Here is a 22802-nt window from a genome sequence, read left to right on the forward strand (position 1 = left end):
GGCGAGTGCGCAAGACGCCGTCTCCCAGGCAGCTAGGCGAGCTCGATGAGCTCGCGTAGTCCTTGTTCCAGTGGTCCTCGGTGCCGTCCGGCAGCAGCAGCACACGCTCGGGGTTGAGCGCCTCGACCGCGCCGGCGTCGTGGGACACCAGGACGACCGCACCCTCGAAGCCGGCGAGGGCATTGAGGATCTCCTCGCGCGACGCCGGGTCCAGGTTGTTCGTCGGCTCGTCGAGCAGCAGGACGTTCGCGCCGGAGACCACGATCATCGCGAGCGACAGACGCGTCTTCTCACCGCCGGACAGGACTCCGGCCTTCTTGTAGCCGTCGTCGCCGGTGAACAGGAACGACCCGAGCACCCGACGGGCCTCGGTCTCGTTGAGGTCGGTCGACGCCGAAACCATGTTCTCGATCACCGTGCGGTTGATGTCGATGTTCTCGTGCTCCTGCGCGTAGTAGCCGATGCGCAGACCGTGGCCGGGCTGGATCTCACCCGTGTCCGGCTGGTCCGCACCCGCCAGGATGCGCAGCAGCGTCGTCTTGCCCGCACCGTTGAAGCCGAGGATGACCACGCGCGAACCGCGGTCGATCGCCAGGTCGACACCCGCGAAGATCTCGAGCGACCCGTAGGACTTCGACAGTCCCTCGGCCATCAACGGGGTGCGGCCGCACGGCGCCGGGGTGGGGAAACGGATCTTCGCGACCCGGTCGGCGACGCGCTCGTCCTCGAGGCCGGCGAGCAGCTTGTCGGCTCGCGCGACCATCTGGTGGGCTGCCGCGGCCTTCGAGGCCTTGGCGCCGAACCGGGCGGCCTGGTCCTTGAGCGTGGCGGCCTTCTTCTCGGCGCCCGCGCGCTCCTTGCGGCGACGCTCCTCGTCGGCGACGCGCTGCCGCTGGTACAGCTTCCAGCCCATGTTGTAGATGTCGATGGTCTGGCGGTTGGCGTCCAGGTAGAAGACGCGGTTCACGACCTCGTCGACAAGCTCGACGTCGTGGGAGATGATGATGACGCCACCGGGGTAGGTCTTCAGGTGCTCGCGGAGCCACACGACGGAGTCGGCGTCGAGGTGGTTGGTCGGCTCGTCGAGGATCATCGTCTCGGCGTCCGAGAACAGGATCCGGGCGAGCTCGATGCGCCGGCGCTGACCACCCGAGAGCGTCTTGAGTTGCTGGTCGAGGATGCGGTCCGGCAGCTTCAGGTTCGACGCGATCGAGGCAGCCTCGGCCTCGGCCGCGTAGCCACCGAGCGCGTTGAACTGGTCGTCGAGGCGGCTGTAGCGCCGCATCGCCTTCTCGGCCACGGCCACGTCGTCGCTCGCCATGTCGAGGGTCGCGAGGCGGATGCCCTCCACGAGCTCGCCGAGCCCACGGGCGTCGAGGATGCGCTTCCGCGCGGTCTCCTCCGGGTCGCCCGAGCGGGGGTCCTGCGGCAGGTAGCCGATCTCCCCACCGCGCTCGATCTTGCCGCCGGTGGGCTGCGTCTCGCCCGCGAGGGCCTTGGTCATCGTCGTCTTCCCCGCGCCGTTGCGGCCGACGAGTCCGATCTTGTCGCCCTTCTCGACACGGAAGGACACTTCTTCCATGAGGAGACGAGCTCCGACGCGGATCTCGAGTTCGTGCACGGCAAGCACAGTGGACGTCCAATCAGTTGGTGGGTTTGCACAACGGTGTGTGCGTGAGGTGCACCGCTACGCTGACGGGACCGATGGTTCCGAACGGAACCAGCAGTCCATTCTAGGAGAATCCATGACGAACGCCACCGGGTTCGCTCCCCGCGCAGTCCTCGCCGATCGTCTGCGCACGCACGGGCTGGCCACCGACGCCGCCCTCGTCGCCGGCGGAGCCCTGTTCACCGCCGCGATGGCGCAGCTCGAGGTCCCGATGTGGCCGGTCCCGATCACCGGGCAGACGCTCGCCGTCGTGCTCGTCGGCGCGACCCTCGGCGCACGTCGCGGCATGCTCTCGCTGCTCGTCTACGCCGTCGCCGGACTCGCGGGTGCGCCGTTCTTCGCCGACATGCAAGGCGGCCTGCAGGCGCTGGCACTGCCGAGCTTCGGGTACGTCATCGGCTTCATCCCGGCCGCCGGGCTCGTCGGCTGGCTCGCGCGCCGCAACTGGGACCGCAACGTGGGTCGCGCGGCAGTCGCGATGCTGCTCGCGAGTGCCATCCCGTTCGTGACCGGCCTGCCGTACCTGGCCGTCGCGCTCGGCCAGCTCGGTGCGCCGAACGACGTCCAGTCGGTGCTCGCCGCCGGCCTGTACCCGTTCATCGTCGGTGGCGTCGCCAAGGCGCTCATCGCCGCCGGCATCCTGCCGCTCGCCTGGAAGGCCGTCGGCCGCCGCTGACGTCTCGCACGAGAACGGCCCCGCACCGATCGGTGCGGGGCCGTTCTGCGTTCGGTGCGGGTGCAGGCCGGGCGTCGGTCGGTGCGGGGCCATGCCGGGCCGGGGCGTCGGTCGGTCACGACTCCCCGCCGGCCGGACACCGAGTGGTCGCATTCCGTCGCCTGGAGCACCGTCAGCCGACAGAACGCGACCACCCGGCGAACGTGAGCGGGCGGTCACGACCGATCGGCGGCGCGCCCCGCGCGTGGCGTGCGCACAGACAGACGGGAGGCGCGGTGCCAGCTGGCACCGCGCCTCCCGTCCGTGGTGGGTCGCGACTAGATCGCGAACCCGAGGGCGCGCATCATCTCGCGTCCGTCGTCGGTGATCCGTTCCGGACCCCACGGCGGCATCCAGACCCAGTTGATCCGAAAAGCGTCCACGATGCCGTCGAGGGCGTTCGCGGTGTCACCCTCGATGACGTCGGTCAGGGGGCATCCGGCGCTGGTGAGCGTCATGCTGATGACGAGCGCGTTGGCGTCGTCGTCCCAGGCGAGGTCGTAGATCAGGCCGAGGTCGACGATGTTCACGCCGAGCTCCGGGTCCTGGACCTCCTTCAGGCCCTCGACGACCTCGTCGAACTTGTCGGGAGCGAGTGCGGCGATCATCAGGCCTGCGCCTCGGCGGCAGCGGCCTGCACGTAGCGGTCGTAGCCCTCGTTCTCGAGGCGGTCGGCGAGCTCGGGGCCGCCCTGCTCCGCGACCTTGCCAGCGACGAACACGTGCACGAAGTCCGGCTTGATGTAGCGGAGGATGCGCGTGTAGTGCGTGATGAGCAGCACACCGAGGCCGGTCGCGGCCTTGGCGCGGTTGACACCCTCGGAGACGATCTTCAGCGCGTCGACGTCGAGGCCGGAGTCGGTCTCGTCGAGGACGGCGAACTTCGGCTTGAGGAGCTCGAGCTGCATGATCTCGTGGCGCTTCTTCTCGCCACCGGAGAAGCCCTCGTTGACGTTGCGCTCGGCGAACGACGAGTCCATCTTCAGGTCGGCCATCGACTGGCGGAGTTCCTTGATCCAGCCACGGAGCGCCGGAGCCTCACCGTCGATCGCCGTCTTGGCGGTGCGGAGGAAGTTCGACACCGTCACGCCGGGGATCTCGACCGGGTACTGCATCGCCAGGAACATGCCGGCACGGGCGCGCTCGTCGACGCTCATCGCGAGGACGTCCTCGCCGTCGAGGGTGATCGTGCCACCGACGACGTTGTACCGGGGGTGCCCGGCGATCGTGTACGCCAGGGTGGACTTGCCGGAGCCGTTCGGCCCCATGATCGCGTGGATCTCGCCCTCGTTGATGGTGAGGTCGACACCCTTCAGGATCTCCTTGGTGCCCTGATCGGTGTCGATCGAGACCTTGAGGTCACGGATTTCCAGAGTGGACATTGCGTTCCTTCGGTTGCAGCTGTGGTGCGGCGTCAGCCGCGGGAAGTGTTGGAGGTGCTCAGTCGACCGGGACGACGTCCTGCACGTCGACGTAGACGTCGCCGTCGCGGACCTCGACCCGGAAGACCGGGACGGGCTCGTAGGCCGGGAAGTTCTGCGGCTTGCCGGTGGTCAGCGAGAAGCGGGACCCGTGGGCCCAGCACTCCAGCGAGTCACCCTCGATGAAGCCCTCGGCCAGCGAGATGTCGCCGTGCGTGCAGGTGTCGCCGATGGCGTGGACCGTGCCGGACGAGTCCTTCACGATCGCGACCGCCGTGCCGCCGACGACCACCCGCATCGGGCTGTCCACCGCGATGTCGGCTTCGGCGCAGACCTTCTCGGCCATCAGGCGTCGGCCTCCGCGCCGTCGGATTGCGCGGCGCCCGCTTCGGCCGGTGCGGCGATGACCGAACGGCCCTCGGCCAGCTCCTGCTCGACCGCGGCGATGAGGCGCTCCTCGAGCTCGGGTGCACCGATCTTCTGGATGACCTCGACCAGGAAGCCGAGCACGACGAGGCGCCGGGCTTCTTCTTCCGGGACGCCGCGGGACTGCAGGTAGAACAGCTGCTCGTCGTCGAAGCGACCGGTCGCACTCGCGTGTCCGGCGCCCTCGATGTTGCCCGTCTCGATCTCGAGGTTCGGGATGCTGTCGGCACGGGTGCCGTCCGTCAGCACGAGGTTGCGGTTCTGCTCGTACGAGTCGGTGCCGTCGCCGGCGCGGCCGATCAGGACGTCACCGATCCAGACGGTGTGCGCGCCCTGGCCCTGCAGCGCGCCCTTGTAGTTGACCCGACCGCGCGTGTTCGGCGCGTCGTGGTTCACGTAGACCTGCTGCTCGATGTACTGGCCGGCGTCGGCGAAGTACACGCCGTACATCTCGGTGTCGGCGCCCTGCGCACCGAGGTGCGTCGAGGGGTTGACCCGGATGACGTCGCCGCCGAGCGAGACCACGACGTGCTTGAGGAACGCGTCACGACCGACCTCGGCGAAGTGCGTCGCGACGTGCACGGCGTCGTCGTCCCAGTCCTGCAGGCTGACGACGGTCAGTCGCGAGTTCTGCTGCGCGACGATCTCGACGTTCTCGCTGAGCAGGGCGCTGCCGCGGTTGTCGAGCACGACGATGCCCTGCGCGTTCGGCTCGGCCGTGATGACCGTGTGCGCGGCGCGGGGCTGCGACCCGAAGTCGGAGCGCGTAACGGTGATGAACTCGTGTGCCTCGGTGGCCTTGATCGTGATCGCCAGCACGGCGTCGCGCGCGGTCCAGGCCGCGGCCGAGGCGCGGTCCTCGGGCAGCCCGGCGGAGCCGACGCGGGGGTCGTCGCTGCGACCCCACTCGACGTCGGCACCCTCGGACTGGCGGGCGAGGTACGGGTAGGCGGATCCGTCGAGTCCGCCGTCCAGCAGCGGCTGGAGCTTGGCGAGCGGCGCGAACTTCCAGTTGACCTCTCGGCCGGTGACCTTCGGGAACGCCTCGACGTCGCCGGACTGGAACCGCTCGGAGCGGGTCTGGACCGGCACCTTCTTGTCGGGGGCGTCCCAGCCGCCGTCGGAGTGGGCTCCGGCGCCGTGCTGGGTGCCGCCCTGCGCTGCGGCAGCGGGCTCGATCGGCTGGTCGATGTGGGGAGGGGTGGTGCTGGACATCTAGCCGACGGATCCTTCCATGCTCATCTCGATGAGCTTGTTGAGTTCGAGTGCGTACTCCATCGGGAGTTCGCGGGCGATCGGCTCGATGAAGCCACGGACGATCATCGCCATCGCCTCGTCCTCGGCCATGCCGCGGGACATGAGGTAGAAGAGCTGCTCCTCGCTGACACGCGAGACCGTGGCCTCGTGCCCCAGCTGCACGTCGTCGACACGGATGTCGATCGCCGGGTAGGTGTCGCTCCGGCTGATCGTGTCGACCAGCAGGGCGTCGCAGCGCACGGTGTTGGCGGCGTGGTGCGCGGCCGGGTCGACCCGGACCTCACCGCGGTAGCCCGCACGACCGCCACCACGGGCGATCGACTTCGAGACGATCGACGACGTCGTGTACGGCGCCATGTGGATCATCTTCGCGCCGGCGTCCTGGTGCTGACCGGGGCCCGCGAAGGCGACGGAGAGCGTCTCGCCCTTGGCGTGCTCGCCGGCGAGGTAGATCGACGGGTACTTCATCGTGACCTTGGACCCGATGTTGCCGTCGATCCACTCCATCGTCGCGCCCTCGTGTGCGATCGCACGCTTGGTGACGAGGTTGTAGACGTTGTTCGACCAGTTCTGGATCGTCGTGTACCGAACGCGGGCGTTCTTCTTCACGATGATCTCGACGACGGCCGAGTGCAGCGAGTCGGACTTGTAGATCGGGGCGGTGCAGCCCTCGATGTAGTGGACGTACGAGTCCTCGTCCGCGATGATCAGCGTCCGCTCGAACTGGCCCATGTTCTCGGTGTTGATCCGGAAGTACGCCTGCAGCGGGATCTCGACGTGGACGCCCTTGGGGACGTAGACGAACGAGCCACCGGACCAGACGGCCGTGTTCAGCGCGGCGAACTTGTTGTCGCCGGCCGGGATCACGGTGCCGAAGTACTCCTCGAACAGCTCCGGGTGCTCACGGAGCGCCGTGTCGGTGTCCATGAAGATGACGCCCTGCTGCTCCAGGTCCTCGCGGATCTGGTGGTACACGACCTCGGACTCGTACTGCGCGGCGACGCCGGCGACGAGGCGCTGACGCTCGGCCTCGGGGATGCCGAGCTTCTCGTAGGTCGCACGGATGTCCTCGGGGAGGTCTTCCCACGACTGCGCCTGCTTCTCGGTGGAGCGCACGAAGTACTTGATGTTGTCGAAGTCGATGCCCGTCAGGTCGGCACCCCACGTCGGCATCGGCTTGCGGCCGAAGAGCGACAGCCCCTTGAGGCGGTTCTTCAGCATCCACTCGGGCTCGTTCTTGAGGTTCGAGATGTCGGTGACGACCTCTTCCGAGATCCCACGACGGGCGGAGGACCCTGCCGAGTCGGAGTCGGACCAGCCGAACTCGTATTGGCCGAGCCCTTCGAGCTCGGGACGGTCGATGAGCACGTCGGACATGGTCTCCTCGTTTCCTTCTCGCGGGACAGCGTTACAGGTGTGAACCCGTGGCGTCTGGACGCCATTCCACCGCGGACCGCTGACATGCGGACCCGGTGCTGCTCCCTCGCAACGACAATGGTTCCACGCAGTCCGTGGAGTGATCGGCGATCTCGGCCCATTCGGAGCCGGCGCCTGCCTAGACTTGACTGCTGCTGAACCCTCGAATCCTACAGGTTCACCGCACGGAACAACAGGAAGGCACCACCCTCGTGACACGCGTCGGATCCCCCGTCGAGCAGGATCTCCGGACCGGACGGTGGTGGTCGCTCCCCCGCGTGGTCGACCGTCGCGTGGTCGCACTGGCCTGGGCGTCCTTCGTGGTCGAGGTCGTGCTGATCGGCACCGGAGGCCTGGTGCGCCTCACCGCCTCGGGCCTCGGATGCCCCACCTGGCCCAAGTGCACGGCGGATTCGCTCGTCTCCACGCCGGAGATGGGCATCCACGGCATCATCGAGTTCGGCAACCGTCTGCTCACCTTCGTGCTCGTGATCGTGGCCGTCGCGATGTTCCTCGCGGTCGTCCGGATGCTCCGCACGCGCCCCGAACTCTTCTGGCTGGCGTTCGCTCAGGGCGTCGCGATCCCCGTGCAGGCCGTCATCGGCGGAATGAGCGTCTGGACGAACCTGAACCCCTTCGTGGTCGGGCTGCACTTCGTCGTCTCCGCCGCCCTCACCTCGGTGACCGCTGCGCTGGTCTACCGCACCACGCACGGTCCGCGCACCGCCCAGCGGCTCGTCCCCGGCTGGTACACGGGTGTCGTCCGCGGCACCGTCGCCGCCGTCGTCGTGACCGTCCTCGTCGGCATCCTGACCACCGGCAGCGGCCCGCACGCCGGAGCCGACGCCGCCGTCGACGGTGGCCGCCTGCACCGCACCGGGTTCGACCCGGCGGTCATGGAGCACGTGCACGCCTGGCCCGCGTACGCCCTCTTCGCCCTGACCCTGGTGCTCGTCATCGGAGCCGTCCGCCTGGGCCGACCGAGCAAGTGGCCGCTGCTGCTGCTCGTCGTCGAGTTCCTGCAGATCGCCGTCGGCCTCACGCAGGCGCGCACGGGTCTGCCCGTCGGGCTCGTCGGCACGCACATGGTGCTCGCCGGGCTGCTCGTCGGTGCGGTGACCGCCGTGGTGCTGTCGACACGGGCCTCGGCCGGCCGAGACGCCGTCCGGGAACCCATTGACGCCTGACGCCCGGGCGCGTCGCGCGCTCGACACCCGTTCTCCGACACCCCACGAGTCATTCGACTCGTGGGGTGTCGCGTTCGTGGTGGGCCTGTACGTGCGGGCGCTGCGGTCCGCGCCACGCGTCCGCCCCGCGGCCGACACCGGCGAGACCGGACGGGAGGCCCGTGGCGGGCCCGCACCGTGCCTCCAGGCCGCCCCGCGCCCGACGCAGGACGCCGGTGCCCTGCCGATACGCCGCCGAACGCGCGAGACGCCCCCGGATTCGGCGGCGTCTCGGCGGGTGGGCGGCATCGTACCCACACAACGGCGTCAACAGGACACGACAGCGTCTACAGAGCACGACGGCGTCAACAGGACACGACGGCGTCGTGCGGACCGAGCGCGCGCGGGCGCGCGCTCGACCGCCTAGAAGGTGAAGACCTGCGGCAGCAGCGGGTCGATGCCCACGGCGATGAAGAGCAGCGTCAGGTACGTGATCGAGCTGTGGAAGACCCGCATCGGCTGCACGTGCTCGACGTGCTGGATGGCCCGCGAGTACAGGCGGTGGGACTCGAGGACGAACCAGATGCCGCCGGCCAGCGCGACGACCGTGTAGAGCGGCCCCATGTGCCCGACCGGGATGAGCAGGAGCGAGCAGACGAGCGTCGCCCAGGCGTACAGCACGACCTGCAGGCCGACGACGGTGCGGCCGCGGACCACGGCGAGCATCGGCACGTCGGCCGCGTCGTAGTCGTCGCGGTACTTCATCGACAGCGGCCAGTAGTGCGGCGGCGTCCACAGGAAGATCACCATGAACAGGATGACCGGGGTCCAGGTCAGCGACCCGGTGACGCCCGCCCAGCCGATGAGCACGGGCATGCAGCCGGCCGAACCGCCCCAGACGATGTTCTGCGGGGTGCGGCGCTTGAGCCACAGCGTGTAGACGAACACGTAGATGAGGATCGCGATGACGCTCAGCGCAGCGGCCAGCCAGTTCACCAGGAACCCGAGCACCGCGGTCGACAGGATGCCGAGCACCCACGAGAACACGAGGGCCTCGCGGTCCGACAGTTCACCGGTGACGAGCGGGCGGGTGCTGGTCCGCTTCATCAGCCGGTCGATGTCGCGGTCGATGTAGCAGTTGAAGGCCGACGCCGAACCGGCCGACATCGCTCCGCCGAGCATCGTCCAGAAGACGAGCCACAGGTCGGGGACGCCACGTTCGGCGAGGAACATCGTCGGCGCCGTGGTGACGAGCAGCAGCTCCATCACGCGCGGCTTCGTCAACGAGACGTACGCACGGACCTTGCGGGACAGCGGCGATCGGGGCCGATCGGTGTCGGGCCTGGTCACGGTGGCAGTCGGCAAGAGAACCTCAGTCTGTTCGCATCAGCTCGCACACTCGGTGGACGACTGCGACGGCGTCCGGGCATGCGCTGACCCGGAATGTCCACGGGTCCCGACCAGTTTACGGGATGGAAGCGCCGCGACGGTGCCCCGCTCCGACATCCCGGCGTGATCCGGACGCGCTCGACACGCCCGGATCGACCGTCGGCGGCCACCCCGGTGTGAACATCGGGGGTCACCTGAACCCCTTCTGAGTACCGGGTCACTATGCTGGACACGCCCTCCCGCAGTGCGCGCCCCGATGACGTCGGCCGCGATGAGCCGGTCGGCCGCCGCTAGACGGCGACACGACTCGGCCCCGGGATGGCCACATGTCCGTGCGATGGCACGAGCCCTCGCACATGTCGCATCAAGAAGGGTCAACATCCAAGTGGCTGAATTCACCTGGGACGCCATCGACCGGAAGGCCGTCGACACGGCCCGCGTTCTCGCCGCCGACTCGGTCGAGGCCGCCGGCAACGGTCACCCCGGCACCGCGATGAGCCTCGCTCCGCTCGCCCACCTGCTCTTCCAGAAGGTGATGCGTCGCGACCCGAGCGACTCCACCTGGATCGGCCGCGACCGCTTCATCCTCTCCGCCGGTCACGCCTCGATCCTCCAGTACGTGCAGTTCTACCTGCACGGCTACGGGCTCGAGATCGACGACCTGCAGCACCTGCGCAAGTGGGGCTCGAAGACCCCGGGTCACCCGGAGTACGGCCACACCGACGGTGTCGAGATCACCACGGGCCCGCTCGGCCAGGGCCTCGCGTCCTCGGTCGGCTTCGCCTACGCCCAGCGCTTCGAGCGCGGCCTGTTCGACCCGGAGACCCCGGCCGGCCAGTCGCCGTTCGACCACTACACCTACGTGATCGCCGGCGACGGTGACATGCAGGAGGGCGTGACGAACGAGTCCGGCTCGCTCGCCGGCCGCCAGCAGCTCGGCAACCTCATCGCGTTCTACGACTCGAACCAGATCTCGATCGAGGACAACACCGACATCGCGTTCTCCGAGAGCGTCGCCGACCGCTACGAGGCGCTCGGCTGGCACGTCCAGATCGTCGACTGGAAGAAGACCGGCGAGTACTCCGAGGACGTCGAGGAGCTCCACGCCGCGATCGAGGCCGCCAAGCAGGTCACCGACAAGCCGTCGCTCATCGTCCTCAAGACGATCATCGGCTGGCCGTCGCCGACCAAGCAGAACTCGGGCAAGATCCACGGTTCGGCGCTCGGCGCCGACGAGATCAAGGGCCTCAAGGAGGTCCTCGGCTTCGACACCGACAAGACCTTCGAGGTCGCCCCCGAGGTCCTCGAGTACACCCGCGGCGCCGTCGCCAAGGGCCAGGCCGAGCACGCCGAGTGGCAGAAGTCCTTCGACGCGTGGGCCGCGGCCAACGCCGACAAGAAGGCGCTGTTCGACCGCGTCCAGTCGAAGGAGCTCCCGGAGGGCCTCGAAGCAGCGCTCCCGGTCTTCCCGACCGACAAGGCCGTCTCGACCCGTGCCGCCTCCGGCAAGGTCATCAACGCCATCGCGCCGCTGATGCCCGAGTTCTGGGGCGGTTCCGCCGACCTCGCCGAGTCGAACCTCACCACGATCGAGGGCGCCAAGTCCTTCGGTCCGGCCGAGGCCTCGACGTCGACGTGGAGCACCGACCCGTACGGCCGCGTGCTGCACTTCGGCATCCGCGAGCACGCCATGGGCTCGATCCTGAACGGCATCGTCCTGCACGGGAACACCCGCCCCTTCGGTGGCACGTTCCTCATCTTCAGCGACTACATGCGTCCGGCGGTCCGTCTCGCCGCGCTCATGCAGGCGCCGGCGATCTACGTCTGGACCCACGACTCCATCGCCCTCGGCGAGGACGGCCCGACGCACCAGCCGATCGAGCAGGTCTCCTCGCTCCGTGCGATCCCCGGTCTCGACGTCGTCCGCCCGGCCGACGCCAACGAGGTCGCGTACGCGTGGCTCGAGATGCTCAAGCACACCGACCGCCCGGCCGGCATCGCGCTGAGCCGTCAGAACCTCCCCGTGTTCGAGCGTGGCGAGGGTGACGCCTCCGGTGAGGTCTTCGCCTCGGCGAAGAACGTCGCCAAGGGTGCGTACATCCTGGCCGAGGCGCCCAACGGCACCCCGGACGTCATCCTCATCGCGACCGGTTCCGAGGTCCAGATCGCGGTCGAGGCACGCGAGCAGCTCAAGGCCGAGGGCATCAACGCCCGCGTCGTGAGCGCCCCGTCGATCGAGTGGTTCCGCGCCCAGTCCGAGAACTACCAGGACCAGGTGCTCCCGAAGGACGTCACCGCTCGCGTGTCGGTCGAGGCCGGCATCGCCATGAGCTGGCGCGACATCGTCGGCGACAAGGGCCGCAGCGTCTCGATCGAGCACTTCGGTGCCTCGGCCGACTACCAGACGCTCTTCAAGGAGTTCGGCTTCACGACGGAGCACGTCGTGGCCGCCGCGAAGGAATCGATCGCAGCTTCCTGACCTGCAAGGGCCGGGTCCGGTTTCCGGATCCGGCCCTTCTTCCGGGAGGCCCGGCTCGGTTCCGCCACGGGCCTCCCGTCCCCGAAACCCCGACTCACGGTCCTCACGGACCCGTCGATGAAAGAAGAAGAGAAACACATGGCTGAGAACACCCCCACCGCCGCCCTCTCCGCGGTCGGCGTGAGCATCTGGCTCGACGACCTCTCCCGCGAGCTCCTCGAGACCGGCAAGCTCACCGAGCTCATCGAGCAGAAGAACGTCGTCGGTGTGACGACCAACCCGACGATCTTCGCGTCGGCCCTCGCCAAGGGCGAGCGCTACGACTCGCAGGTCAAGGAGCTCGCCGCTGCGGGCACCGACGTCACCGACGCGATCTTCGAGATCACCACGCAGGACGTCGCGAACGCCTCCGACGTCTTCAAGCCGATCTACGACGAGACCAAGGGCTTCGACGGCCGCGTCTCGATCGAGGTCGAGCCGGGCCTCGCGCACGACACCGCCAAGACCATCGAGCAGGCCAAGTTCCTGTTCGAGAAGGTCGGCAAGGAGAACGTCCTCATCAAGATCCCGGCGACGCTCGAGGGTCTCGAGGCGATCACCGAGGTCATCGGCGCCGGCATCTCCGTCAACGTCACCCTGATCTTCTCGCTCGAGCGCTACCGCGCCGTCATCGACGCCTACCTCGGTGGGCTCGAGAAGGCCAAGGCCGCCGGCCACGACCTCTCCAAGATCCACTCGGTCGCGTCCTTCTTCGTGTCGCGCGTCGACTCCGAGATCGACAAGCGCCTGGACGCCGTCGGCACCGACGAGGCCAAGGCCCTCAAGTCGAAGGCCGGCATCGCCAACGCGCAGCTCGCGTACCAGGTCTGGACCGAGGCGTTCGCCTCCGAGCGTGCCCTCGGCCTGCTCGAGTCCGGTGCCAACACGCAGCGTCCGCTCTGGGCCTCGACCGGTGTCAAGGACCCGTCGCTCCCCGACACGCTCTACGTGACCGAGCTCGCCGCCCCGAACACCGTCAACACGATGCCGGGCAAGACGCTCGACGCCACGTTCGACCACGGTGAGATCCACGGCGACGCCATCGCCGGCACGTTCGACCAGGCGCAGCAGGTCCTCGACCAGCTCGCCGCACAGGGCGTCGACTACGACGAGGTCGTCGCACTGCTCGAGAAGGAGGGCGTGGACAAGTTCATCGTCTCCTGGGGCGAGCTCGTCGACACCGTCAAGGCAGCGCTCGAGGGCGCCAAGTAGTGACGGTTTCCATCGCAGCCAGCGGCGACGCCGCGCGGGCCATCGAACAGGTGGTCCCGCGGCTCGTCGCTGACCTGGTGGCCTCGGGCATCACCGCCCAGGACGCCGATCTGTGGGGAACCACCGCCGAGGCCGAGGCGTCGAAGCGCCTCGGCTGGGTGGAGGCCGTCTCGGTCTCCCGCCCGCTCGTCGCCGAGGTGACCGCGCTGCGCGAGTCGCTCCGTGCCGAAGGGGTCGACCACGTCGTCCTCGCCGGCATGGGCGGCTCGTCCCTCGCACCCGAGGTCATCACGCGCACCGCCGGCGTGCCCCTCACGGTCCTCGACTCGACCGACCCCGCACAGGTCCGCGCGGCCGTGACGACCGACCTCGAGCGCACGGTGCTCGTGGTCTCGTCGAAGTCCGGCTCGACCCTCGAGACCGATTCGCAGCGTCGTGTGTACGAGCAGGCCTTCCGCGACGCCGGCATCGACCCCGCCCGCCGCATCGTCGTCGTCACCGACCCGGGCTCCGCGCTCGAGGCCGCTGCGATCGACGCCGGGTACCGCGTCTTCACCGCCGACCCCACGGTCGGCGGACGCTACTCCGCGCTCACCGCCTTCGGCCTCGTGCCGTCCGGGCTCGCGGGAGCGGACATCGCCGAGCTCCTCGACGAGGCCGACGCGATCTCCGCGCTGCTCTCGGTCGACCTGGACGAGAACCCCGGGCTCGTGCTCGGTGCGGTCCTCGCCGGCACCGAGCCGCTGCGCGACAAGATCGCCATCGTGCCCGACGGCACGCACATCGTCGGTTTCGGAGACTGGGTCGAACAGCTGATCGCGGAGTCGACCGGCAAGGACGGCCGCGGCCTGCTGCCCGTCGTGCTGCACACGGACTCCCCCGAGGTCACCGCCGGCCTGCCCGACGTCCAGGTCATCCGCCTGGTCGGTTCGCGCGAGGACGAGCGTCACGTGGCCGAGGGCGAGGTCGAGATCACCGGCACGCTCGGTGGCCAGATCCTCGTCTGGGAGTACGCCGTCGCGGTCGCCGGTCGCCTGCTCGGCATCAACCCGTTCGACCAGCCCGACGTCGAGGCCGCCAAGGTCGCGACCCGCGCGCTGCTCGACGACCGCCCCGCTCCGGCGGAGCCGGCGTTCTCCGAGGACGGCATCGCCGTCCGCGCGACGCCCGGACTCGCGGTCGGTGCGACGCTCTCGGAAGCCGTGTCGGGCCTCCTGTCCGCACTCGACCCGACCGGCTACGTGTCGGTGCAGGCGTACGTCGACCGCACCACGAACAGCGGCCTCGAGTCGCTGCGTGACGCGATCGCGGCGCGCACGGAGCGCCCTGTCACCTTCGGGTACGGTCCGCGGTTCCTGCACTCGACCGGCCAGTACCACAAGGGCGGCCCCGCCACGGGAGTGTTCCTGCAGATCGTGGCCGACGAAACAGACGACCTGGCGATCCCGGGTCGGCCGTTCACGTTCGGGCAGCTCCTCCGGGCCCAGGCAGCCGGCGACGCGAGTGTCCTCGCCGAGCACGGCCGGCCGGTCCTCACCCTCACCACGTCGGACGTCCACGCCGCCACCGCGGCGATCGCGTCCGCCGTCTCCCACTGACTCGTAAGGAGTTCACCGACTCATGTCACCGGTGGCAATCACCCCGGAGCACAACCCGCTCCGGCTGCCGACGGATCGTCGACTGAACCGGATCGCGGGACCGAGCACGCTCATCATCTTCGGCGTGACGGGCGACCTGTCACGCAAGAAGCTGATGCCCGCGGTCTACGACCTGGCCAACCGGGGGCTCCTGCCCCCGGGGTTCGCGCTCGTCGGGTTCGCTCGTCGCGACTGGGAGGACCAAGACTTCTCCCAGCTCGTGCACGACGCCGTCAAGGAACACTCCCGCACCCCGTTCGACGAGGACGTCTGGCGTCAGCTCGAACAGGGCATCCGCTTCGTGCAGGGCTCGTTCGACGACCCCGAGGCGTTCCGCGAGCTCAAGCGCACCGTCGACGACCTCGACGCCGAGCGCGGGACGCTGGGCAACCACGCGTTCTACCTGTCGATCCCGCCGAAGATGTTCCCGGTCGTCACCGAGCAGCTGAAGCTGTCCGGGCTGACCGAGAAGCGCGAGGGCTCCTGGAGCCGCGTGGTCGTCGAGAAGCCGTTCGGCTCCGACCTCCGCACCGCGCGCGAGCTCAACGCAATCGTCGAGAGCGTCTTCGCGCCCGACGACGTGTTCCGCATCGACCACTACCTCGGCAAGGAGACCGTCCAGAACCTCCTGACGCTCCGGTTCGCGAACCAGATGTACGAACCCATCTGGAACTCGAACTACGTCGACCACGTGCAGATCACGATGGCCGAGGACATCGGCGTCGCCGGGCGTGCCGCGTACTACGACGGCATCGGTGCGGCGCGCGACGTCATCCAGAACCACCTGCTGCAGCTCCTCGCGCTCACCGCGATGGAGGAGCCCGTCTCGTTCAAGGCCGCCGACCTGCGTGCCGAGAAGGAGAAGGTGCTCTCCGCCGTGCGCCTGCCCGAGGACCTGTCGACCGCCACCGCCCGCGGGCAGTACGACGGCGGCTGGCAGGGCGGCGAGAAGGTACTCGGCTTCCTCGAAGAGGCCGGGATGAACCCCGAGTCCGGCACCGAGACCTACGCGGCGATCAAGCTCGACATCGCCACGCGCCGCTGGCAGGGCGTGCCGTTCTACCTGCGCGCCGGCAAGCGTCTCGGTCGTCGTGTGACCGAGATCGCGATCGTGTTCAAGCGCGTCCCCGAGGACGTCTACGGCAACACGCAGTCCCCGCTCGGTCAGAACGCGCTCGTGATCCGTGTCCAGCCGGACGAGGGCGTCACGCTCCGCTTCGGCTCGAAGGTCCCCGGCGTCGGCACCCAGGTGCGCGACGTGACGATGGACTTCGGCTACGGCCACGCGTTCACCGAAGCATCCCCCGAGGCGTACGAGCGACTCATCCTCGACGTGCTCCTCGGTGACCCGCCGCTGTTCCCGCGGCACCAGGAGGTCGAGCTGTCCTGGAAGATCCTCGACCCCATCGAGGAGTTCTGGGCCACGCAGGGCCAGCCCGAGCAGTACCGTCCCGGCACGTGGGGCCCGGCATCCGCCGACGCCCTGCTCGCCCGCGACGGTCGGACCTGGAGGCGTCCGTGAAGATCGACATGCCCGACACCACGGTGTCGAAGATCCAGAAGAAGCTCGTCCGCATCCGCGAAGAGGGTGGTGCCGTCGCCCTCGGCCGTGTGCTGACCCTCATCATCTCGACGGCCCTCGGCCACGAGGAAGAGGCGATCGAGGCGGCGAACGAGGCGTCCCGCGAGCACCCGATGCGCGTGATCATCGTCTCGAAGAACAGCGGTGACACGAAGTCCCCCGGCCGCCTCGACGCGCAGATCCGCGTCGGCAGCGACGCGGGCGCGAGCGAGGTCATCGTCCTCCGCGCGTACGGCGAGACCGCGACCGACGAGGAGAGCCTGGTCACCGGCCTCCTGCTGCCGGACGCACCCGTCGTCGCCTGGTGGCCGCAGACCGCTCCCGAGCAGCCCGCGGCGTCGGCCCTCGGCCGCATCGCGCAGCGACGGATCACCGACGCGGCCGCGCAGAAGGACCCGAACGGCGCGATCGAGGCGCTCGGTGCGTCCTACGTGCCGGGTGACACCGACTTCGCGTGGACCCGGCTGACCCTGTGGCGGAACCAGCTCGCCGCGGCGCTCGACCAGCCGCCGTACGAGCCGATCACCGCGGTCGAGGTCTCCGGAGCGTCCGACAGCCCGTCGACGATCCTCCTCGCCGCCTGGCTCCAGCTGCAGCTGCAGGTACCGGTGTCCGTCGTCACGTCGCCGCGCGCGACCGGGTCGAGCGGCATCCACGGTGTGAAGCTCGTGCGCGAGTCCGGCACCATCGAGCTCGAGCGGTCCCTGGTGGACGTCGCCACGCTCTCGATGCCCGGGCAGCCGACGCACGACCTGTCGCTGCCACGCCGCAACCTGCGCGACTGCCTGGCCGAGGAACTCCGTAGACTCGACCCGGACGTCCTCTTCGGAGACGTCGTCAAGCACGGGGTGCCCCAGCTGCGCGAGACCATCGCCCGCTGATCAACACCCCACACGGTCGGGCCGCCTGTCTGGTGCAGGCGGCCCGACCGGACCGAAGGCGGTCGGACGACCGGTCGGCCGCCACGAACACGGGAGTCACGTGACCAACGAACGGCGGGTGCTCGTGCACCCGGACAAGCAGGCCCTCGGCGCTTCGGTCGCCGCACGCTTCATCACCAAGATCATCGACGTGCTCGACGAGCAGGAGCGTGCCGACATCGCGATCAGCGGTGGCTCGGTGTCCTCCCTGGTCCTCGCCGCGATCGGCCAGTCGCCGGCGCGCGAGAGCGTCGACTGGTCGAAGGTGCACGTCTGGTGGGTCGACGAGCGCTGGGTTCCGGCAGACGACGCCGACCGCAACACGATCGGCACGCAGACCGACTTCTTCGACCACGTCGACATCCCCGCGTCGAACATCCACCCCATGCCGGCGTCGGACGGCGGGCTCGACATCGAGGCCGCTGCCACCCAGTACGAGCGCGAGCTGCAGGACGCCGCGCCCGAGGGTGCCGTCGCTCCGCGCTTCGACATCACGCTGCTCGGCGTCGGTCCCGACGGACACACCGCCTCGCTCTTCCCGGAGTTCCCGCAGCTCACCGTCACCGACCGTGCCGTCGTGTCGGTCGACGACTCCCCCAAGCCGCCGCCGCAGCGTCTGACCGTCACCTTCCCGGTGATCAACGCCTCGCAGCGCGTCTGGGTGATCCTCTCCGGTGCCGAGAAGGCCTCGGTCCTCGGGCTGGCCCTCGCGGGTGCGTCGATCGAAGACGTCCCCGTCGGTGGCGTGCAGGGTCGCAAGCGCACGGTCTTCTTCGTGGACCAGGACGCCGCGCGCGACGTCCCCGAGAACCTGATCGCGTCGACGTACTAGACGCGCGCTCCTGACGGACGGGAGGCCCGGTGCCAGCTGGCACCGGGCCTCCCGTCCGTCTGTGGTCGCGCCCACTGCCAGCGCCGAACGGTCGCGACATCCCGCCAGCGTGACGCCGAGTGGTCACGAACTGTCGGCTGCGGGCGCCCCAGGCGACAGTTGGTGACCACTCGGCGCACCACACACGGCGTGTCGTGACCACTCGGCAAACCAGCACTCCGCGCGGCACTCCTGCGCCGGGACCCCTGCGCCGAGCGGTCGCGACACCCCGGCTGCGCGACGCCGAGGGGTCACGAACCGTCGGCCGCGGACGCCCCAGGCGACAGAACGTGCCACCACGGCGCACCGCACGCAGCGTGTCGTGACCACTCGGCGAACCGGCACTCCGCGCGGCACCCCGGCGCTCAAGGGTCGCGGCACTCCTGCGCCGGGCGGTCGCGACGCCCCGCCGGCGCGACGCCGAGTGGTCACGAACCGTCGGCAGCGGGCGCCGCAGGCGACAGAACGCGCCACCACGGCGCACCACACGCGGCGTGTCGTGACCACTCGACGAACCAGGCAACCTCGAGCAGAGCGCTGCCGGCACTCCCCCGGACGCACGAAGGCCCCCGCACCATGGGTGCAGGGGCCTTCGTCAGCGTGAGTGCGCTAGGCCTTCTTCGCCGCGGTGCCGCGACGCTCTCGGAGCTGCTGGAGCGCGTCCTCGAGGAGCTGAGCTGCCTCTTCCTCGGTGCGGCGTTCCTTCACGTACGCGAGGTGGGTCTTGTAGGGCTCCGTCTTGGAGACCACGGGAGGGTTCTCCTTGTCGCGCCCAGCCGGCAGACCACTCGACGGCGAGTCCACCGTCTCGGGGATCTCTTCGTCGGGCAGGTTCGCGGCGAAGTACCGCACGACCTCGTTGCCCAGGGCGTCCCAGTACGAGATCGCCACGCGCTCGGCCTGGACCCCGCGGTCCTGTTCGCCCATCGGGCCCGCACCGACGCGAGACCCTCGGATTGCACTGCCTCCGCTTGCCATGGATCAGACCCCCGCCGTGAACTTGTTGATGAGACCGAGCACGATGATGGAGACGATCCAGACCAGACCGAGGATCACCGTGATGCGGTTGAGGTTGCGCTCGGCCACGCCGGACGCACCGAGGTTGCTCGTGACCCCACCGCCGAACATGTCGGAGAGGCCACCACCGCGGCCCTTGTGCAGCAGGATGAGGAGCGTGAGCAGGAGGCTCGTGATTGCGAGCAGGACCTGCAGCACGACGGAGAGTATCGCCACGACGTACCTTTCGTGTCAGTCAGCCGTACCAGTGTACCGGCCGCGCGGAGCACGGCCGGTACCTGGACGGGAGTGGTGCGGACGACTGCCCGCGACGAGGTCGCCTGTGGACTACAGCCCGACGTGCTGACGGAACCGCGCGATGGCCGCGAACTCCTGCACGTCGAGCGAAGCGCCACCGACGAGCGCGCCGTCGATGTCGGGTTCGCGGAGGAATCCCGCGATGTTGCCCGACTTGACCGAGCCGCCGTAGAGCACCCGGGTGTCGGCAGCAGCCTGGTCGCCCCAGGCCGCGGCGATGCCACGACGGATGGCCGCACACTCGTCCTGCGCCTGCTCGGCCGTGGCCGCCTGGCCGGAGCCGATGGCCCAGACGGGCTCGTAGGCCACGACGATGTCGGCGGGCTTCACCGCGTCGAGCACGACGCGGAGCTGCTCGACCGGCACGACGCCGGCGCCGCGCTCCTCGCGCTGCTCGCCGGTCTCGCCGACGCACACGACGGGGACGAGACCGTGCTTGACGGCCGCTGCGGTCTTCGCTGCGACGACCTCGTCGGTCTCACCGTGCAGCGTGCGCCGCTCGGAGTGGCCGACGATGACGTACTGGGCGTCGAGTGCCGCGAGGAACGCGCCGGAGACGTCACCGGTGTAGGCGCCGGAGTCGAACTGCGACAGGTCCTGCGCACCGAAGTGGATCGGCAGCTTGTCGGCCGAGATGAGCGTCTGCACGCTCCGCAGGTCGGTGTACGGCGGGAACACCGCGACCTCGACGTCGTCGAAGTCGTGCCGGGCATCCTTGAGCGTCCACGCGAGCTTCTGCACGGTGGCGATGGCCTGGAGGTGGTCCAGATTCATCTTCCAGTTGCCCGCGATCAGGGGGACGCGGTTCATGCTGCGTCTCCCAACGCGCGACGGGCGATCAGTGGCGTCCGGGTCATGCGGTCCACCCCAGTGCTTCGAGACCGGGCAGCGACTTGCCCTCGAGGAACTCGAGGCTCGCGCCGCCACCGGTCGAGATGTGGCCGAACTGGTCGTCCGAGAAGCCGAGCGACCGCACGGCGGCAGCGGAGTCGCCACCACCGACGACACCGAGGCCGTCGACCTCAGTCAGCGCCTGCGCGACGGTCTTCGTGCCGGCGGCGAAGGCCGGGAACTCGAACACGCCCATCGGGCCGTTCCAGAACACGGTCTTCGAACCCGAGACGGCCGAGGCGAACCGCGCTGCGGTCTCCGGGCCGATGTCGAGGCCGATGCCGTCCGTGCCGAACGACGAGGACTCGATGGCGTCGGCCGCCACCGTCTCGTGGTCGGCGTCGGCCGCGAAGCCGGAGGCCACCACGACGTCGGTCGGCAGGTCGATGGTGACACCGAGCTCCTTCGCCCGCGAGAGGTACTCGCGGACGACGTCGAGCTGGTCGGCCTCGAGCAGCGACTTCGCGACGCCGTGGCCCTGGGCCGCGAGGAACGTGAAGAGCATGCCGCCACCGATGCAGAGGGTGTCGACCTTCGGCAGGATGTGGTCGATGACTCCGAGCTTGTCGCTGACCTTCGAGCCGCCGAGCACCACCGTGTAGGGGCGCTCCGGGTCCTTGGTCAGTCGCTCGAGCACGCGGAGCTCGGTCTCGATGAGCGAACCGGCTGCACTGGGCAGTGCGGACGCGAGCTCGTAGACCGAGGCCTGCTTGCGGTGCACGACACCGAAGCCGTCGGAGACGAAGGCGTCACCGAGGGCGGCGATGCGGTCCGCGAAGGCACCGCGCGTGGCGGCGTCCTTCGAGGTCTCCTCCGGGTTGAAGCGGAGGTTCTCGAGCAGCAGGACGTCGCCGTCCTCGAGGGCCTCGGCCGCGGCGGTCGCTTCGTCGCCGACGGTCTCGCCGACGAACGTGACCTCTTTGCCGAGCAGCTCGGAGAGCCGCTGGGCCACCGGTGCGAGCGAGAACTCGGGCTTGGGCTCCCCGTCGGGGCGGCCCAGGTGCGAGATCACGATGACGCGTGCGCCGGCGTTGACGAGGGTGTTCAGCGTGGTCAGCGACGCGCGGACGCGGCCGTCGTCCGTGATGGTGCCGTCCTTGAGCGGGACGTTCAGGTCACAACGGACGACGACGCGCTTGCCGGCGAGGTCGCCGAGGTCCTCGAGGGTGCGGAGGGCCATGTGTTACAGACGCTCGCCGACGTACTCGGTGAGGTCGACGAGGCGATTCGAGTAGCCCCACTCGTTGTCGTACCACGAGGTGATCTTCACGAGGCCGCCGATGACCTTGGTCAGGCCGGAGTCGTAGATCGAGGAGTGCGGGTCCGTGGTGATGTCGGTCGACACCAGCGGGTCCTCGCTGTAGAGCAGGATGCCCTTGAGGGGGCCCTCTGCGGCCTCCTTGTAGGCGGCGTTGATCTCGTCGACGGTGACCTCGGACTTGGTCTCGAGGGTGAGGTCGGTGATCGACCCGGTGGGGACCGGGACGCGCAGCGCGAAGCCGTCCAGCTTGCCGGCGAGCTCGGGGAGCACGAGGCCGATGGCCTTCGCAGCACCGGTCGAGGTCGGCACGATGTTCAGCGCGGCGGCACGGGCACGACGGGGGTCCTTGTGCGGGCCGTCCTGCAGGTTCTGGTCGGCGGTGTAGGCGTGCACCGTCGTCATGAGGCCACGCTCGATGCCGAACTTGTCGTGGAACACCTTGGCGAGCGGCGCGAGGCTGTTCGTGGTGCAGGACGCGTTCGAGATGATGTGGTGGTTCGCGGGGTCGTACTGACCCTCGTTCACGCCGAGCACGATGGTGACGTCGTCACCCGAGGCCGGGGCGGAGATGATGACCTTCTTGGCACCGGCGTCGATGTGCTTCTGCGCATCGGCGGCCTTGGTGAAGAAACCGGTCGACTCGATGACGATGTCGACGCCCAGCTCGCCCCAGGGGAGGTTGGCGGGGTCGCGCTCGGCGAGGACCTTGATGGCCTTGCCGTCGACGACGATGTTGTCGCCGTCGAGCTCGACGGTCGCGGGGAGCTTCCCCGTGATGGAGTCGAACTTCAGCAGGTTGGCGAGCGACGCGTTGTCGGTGAGGTCGTTCACCGCCACGATCTCGAGGTCGGAGCCCTTCGCGAGGGCGGCCCGGAAGAAGTTACGGCCGATGCGGCCGAAGCCGTTGATACCGATCTTGACGGTCAATGGATCTCCTGGTGAGTGTGGAGCGCCCAGGGGGCGCTGCTTTCGGGAGTCGCGCACCCTGGCGGGCCCGCGTGTGGTGGACGATACGCCCCGTAACGTCGCCGTAACGACCCTAGCAGTCGGACACTGCGTGCCCGAGCGAGATGACGGTCCGTCCGGACGGTCGCCGACCAGGCCGGGAACGGGTCCGAGAACGGGTCCGCAAACGGAC

Annotated in this window: 19 protein-coding genes and 1 pseudogene; 8 read left to right on the plus strand and 12 right to left on the minus strand. The window is 69.2% G+C overall.

Annotated features, from left to right (window positions below):
* Positions 1-32: 32 nt before the first annotated feature.
* Positions 33-1630, minus strand: a pseudogene (locus ABRP24_RS06280) (ABC-F family ATP-binding cassette domain-containing protein).
* 115 nt (positions 1631-1745) lie between these two features.
* Between ABRP24_RS06280 and ABRP24_RS06285 the strand changes: the two are divergent.
* The gene (locus ABRP24_RS06285) at positions 1746-2345 is read left to right on the plus strand and encodes a biotin transporter BioY (RefSeq protein ID WP_071244729.1); all 600 of its coding nucleotides are present in this window, start codon (positions 1746-1748) and stop codon (positions 2343-2345) included.
* Between the two features lie 317 nt (positions 2346-2662).
* On the opposite strand, the gene ABRP24_RS06290 is transcribed toward ABRP24_RS06285, so the two are convergent.
* From ABRP24_RS06290 to sufB, 5 genes are read right to left on the minus strand one after another with little or no spacing between them, the layout of a single operon-like run.
* Positions 2663-2992 (minus strand): metal-sulfur cluster assembly factor, encoded by a 330-nt coding sequence (locus tag ABRP24_RS06290; RefSeq protein WP_017887270.1) that lies wholly within the window; start codon positions 2990-2992, stop codon positions 2663-2665.
* The gene (sufC, locus tag ABRP24_RS06295) at positions 2992-3765 is read right to left on the minus strand and encodes a Fe-S cluster assembly ATPase SufC (protein WP_071244730.1); all 774 of its coding nucleotides are present in this window, start codon (positions 3763-3765) and stop codon (positions 2992-2994) included. The genes ABRP24_RS06290 and sufC overlap by 1 nt, the downstream gene beginning before the upstream one ends.
* A gap of 58 nt (positions 3766-3823) precedes the next feature.
* Positions 3824-4150: a non-heme iron oxygenase ferredoxin subunit gene (locus tag ABRP24_RS06300; protein WP_371836721.1), complete on the minus strand. Its 327-nt coding sequence runs from the start codon at positions 4148-4150 to the stop codon at positions 3824-3826.
* Positions 4150-5445 (minus strand): Fe-S cluster assembly protein SufD, encoded by a 1296-nt coding sequence (sufD, locus tag ABRP24_RS06305; protein ID WP_232536479.1) that lies wholly within the window; start codon positions 5443-5445, stop codon positions 4150-4152. Before sufD ends, ABRP24_RS06300 begins: the two co-directional genes overlap by 1 nt.
* A complete protein-coding gene (gene sufB / locus ABRP24_RS06310; RefSeq protein WP_027465678.1) occupies positions 5446-6864 on the minus strand; it encodes a Fe-S cluster assembly protein SufB in 1419 nt (472 codons plus the stop codon). It lies immediately after the preceding gene.
* Between the two features lie 251 nt (positions 6865-7115).
* Here sufB and ABRP24_RS06315 point away from each other — a divergent pair, with 251 nt between their 5' ends.
* Positions 7116-8090, plus strand: a complete 975-nt coding sequence (locus ABRP24_RS06315; protein ID WP_051596734.1) for a heme A synthase — start codon at positions 7116-7118, stop codon at positions 8088-8090.
* A gap of 402 nt (positions 8091-8492) precedes the next feature.
* On the opposite strand, the gene ABRP24_RS06320 is transcribed toward ABRP24_RS06315, so the two are convergent.
* Positions 8493-9419: a heme o synthase gene (locus ABRP24_RS06320; RefSeq protein ID WP_027465679.1), complete on the minus strand. Its 927-nt coding sequence runs from the start codon at positions 9417-9419 to the stop codon at positions 8493-8495.
* Positions 9420-9843: 424 nt separating this feature from the next.
* Between ABRP24_RS06320 and tkt the strand changes: the two genes are divergently transcribed.
* The 6 genes from tkt to pgl all read left to right on the plus strand — a co-directional run bounded on the left by tkt (position 9844) and on the right by pgl (position 18159).
* Entirely contained in the window at positions 9844-11937 is a 2094-nt protein-coding gene (gene tkt / locus ABRP24_RS06325; RefSeq protein WP_071244731.1) for a transketolase, read from the plus strand.
* A 138-nt stretch (positions 11938-12075) separates the two neighbouring features.
* A complete protein-coding gene (gene tal / locus ABRP24_RS06330) occupies positions 12076-13188 on the plus strand; it encodes a transaldolase (protein WP_027465681.1) in 1113 nt (370 codons plus the stop codon).
* Complete coding sequence (locus ABRP24_RS06335) at positions 13188-14786, plus strand: glucose-6-phosphate isomerase (RefSeq protein ID WP_349848556.1); 1599 nt, start codon at positions 13188-13190, stop codon at positions 14784-14786. Before tal ends, ABRP24_RS06335 begins: the two co-directional genes overlap by 1 nt.
* A 22-nt stretch (positions 14787-14808) precedes the next feature.
* Entirely contained in the window at positions 14809-16347 is a 1539-nt protein-coding gene (gene zwf, locus ABRP24_RS06340; RefSeq protein ID WP_027465683.1) for a glucose-6-phosphate dehydrogenase, read from the plus strand.
* A complete protein-coding gene (locus ABRP24_RS06345) occupies positions 16344-17288 on the plus strand; it encodes a glucose-6-phosphate dehydrogenase assembly protein OpcA (RefSeq protein ID WP_027465684.1) in 945 nt (314 codons plus the stop codon). The genes zwf and ABRP24_RS06345 overlap by 4 nt, the downstream gene beginning before the upstream one ends.
* Positions 17289-17388: 100 nt before the next feature.
* The gene (gene pgl / locus ABRP24_RS06350; protein ID WP_027465685.1) at positions 17389-18159 is read left to right on the plus strand and encodes a 6-phosphogluconolactonase; all 771 of its coding nucleotides are present in this window, start codon (positions 17389-17391) and stop codon (positions 18157-18159) included.
* Positions 18160-18807: 648 nt separating this feature from the next.
* Here pgl and ABRP24_RS06355 read toward each other — a convergent pair.
* The 5 genes from ABRP24_RS06355 to gap all read right to left on the minus strand — a co-directional run bounded on the left by ABRP24_RS06355 (position 18808) and on the right by gap (position 22591).
* A complete protein-coding gene (locus ABRP24_RS06355; protein WP_027465686.1) occupies positions 18808-19176 on the minus strand; it encodes an RNA polymerase-binding protein RbpA in 369 nt (122 codons plus the stop codon).
* Positions 19177-19179: 3 nt separating this feature from the next.
* A complete protein-coding gene (gene secG / locus ABRP24_RS06360; protein WP_017887256.1) occupies positions 19180-19431 on the minus strand; it encodes a preprotein translocase subunit SecG in 252 nt (83 codons plus the stop codon).
* Positions 19432-19542: 111 nt separating this feature from the next.
* Positions 19543-20322: a triose-phosphate isomerase gene (tpiA, locus tag ABRP24_RS06365; protein ID WP_349848561.1), complete on the minus strand. Its 780-nt coding sequence runs from the start codon at positions 20320-20322 to the stop codon at positions 19543-19545.
* 43 nt (positions 20323-20365) lie between these two features.
* Positions 20366-21583: a phosphoglycerate kinase gene (gene pgk / locus ABRP24_RS06370; protein WP_071244734.1), complete on the minus strand. Its 1218-nt coding sequence runs from the start codon at positions 21581-21583 to the stop codon at positions 20366-20368.
* Positions 21584-21586: 3 nt separating this feature from the next.
* A complete protein-coding gene (gene gap, locus ABRP24_RS06375; RefSeq protein ID WP_027465689.1) occupies positions 21587-22591 on the minus strand; it encodes a type I glyceraldehyde-3-phosphate dehydrogenase in 1005 nt (334 codons plus the stop codon).
* Positions 22592-22802: the final 211 nt, after the last annotated feature.

This window comes from Curtobacterium sp. WHRI 8282 (assembly GCF_040223925.2).
Lineage (GTDB): Bacteria > Actinomycetota > Actinomycetes > Actinomycetales > Microbacteriaceae > Curtobacterium > Curtobacterium flaccumfaciens.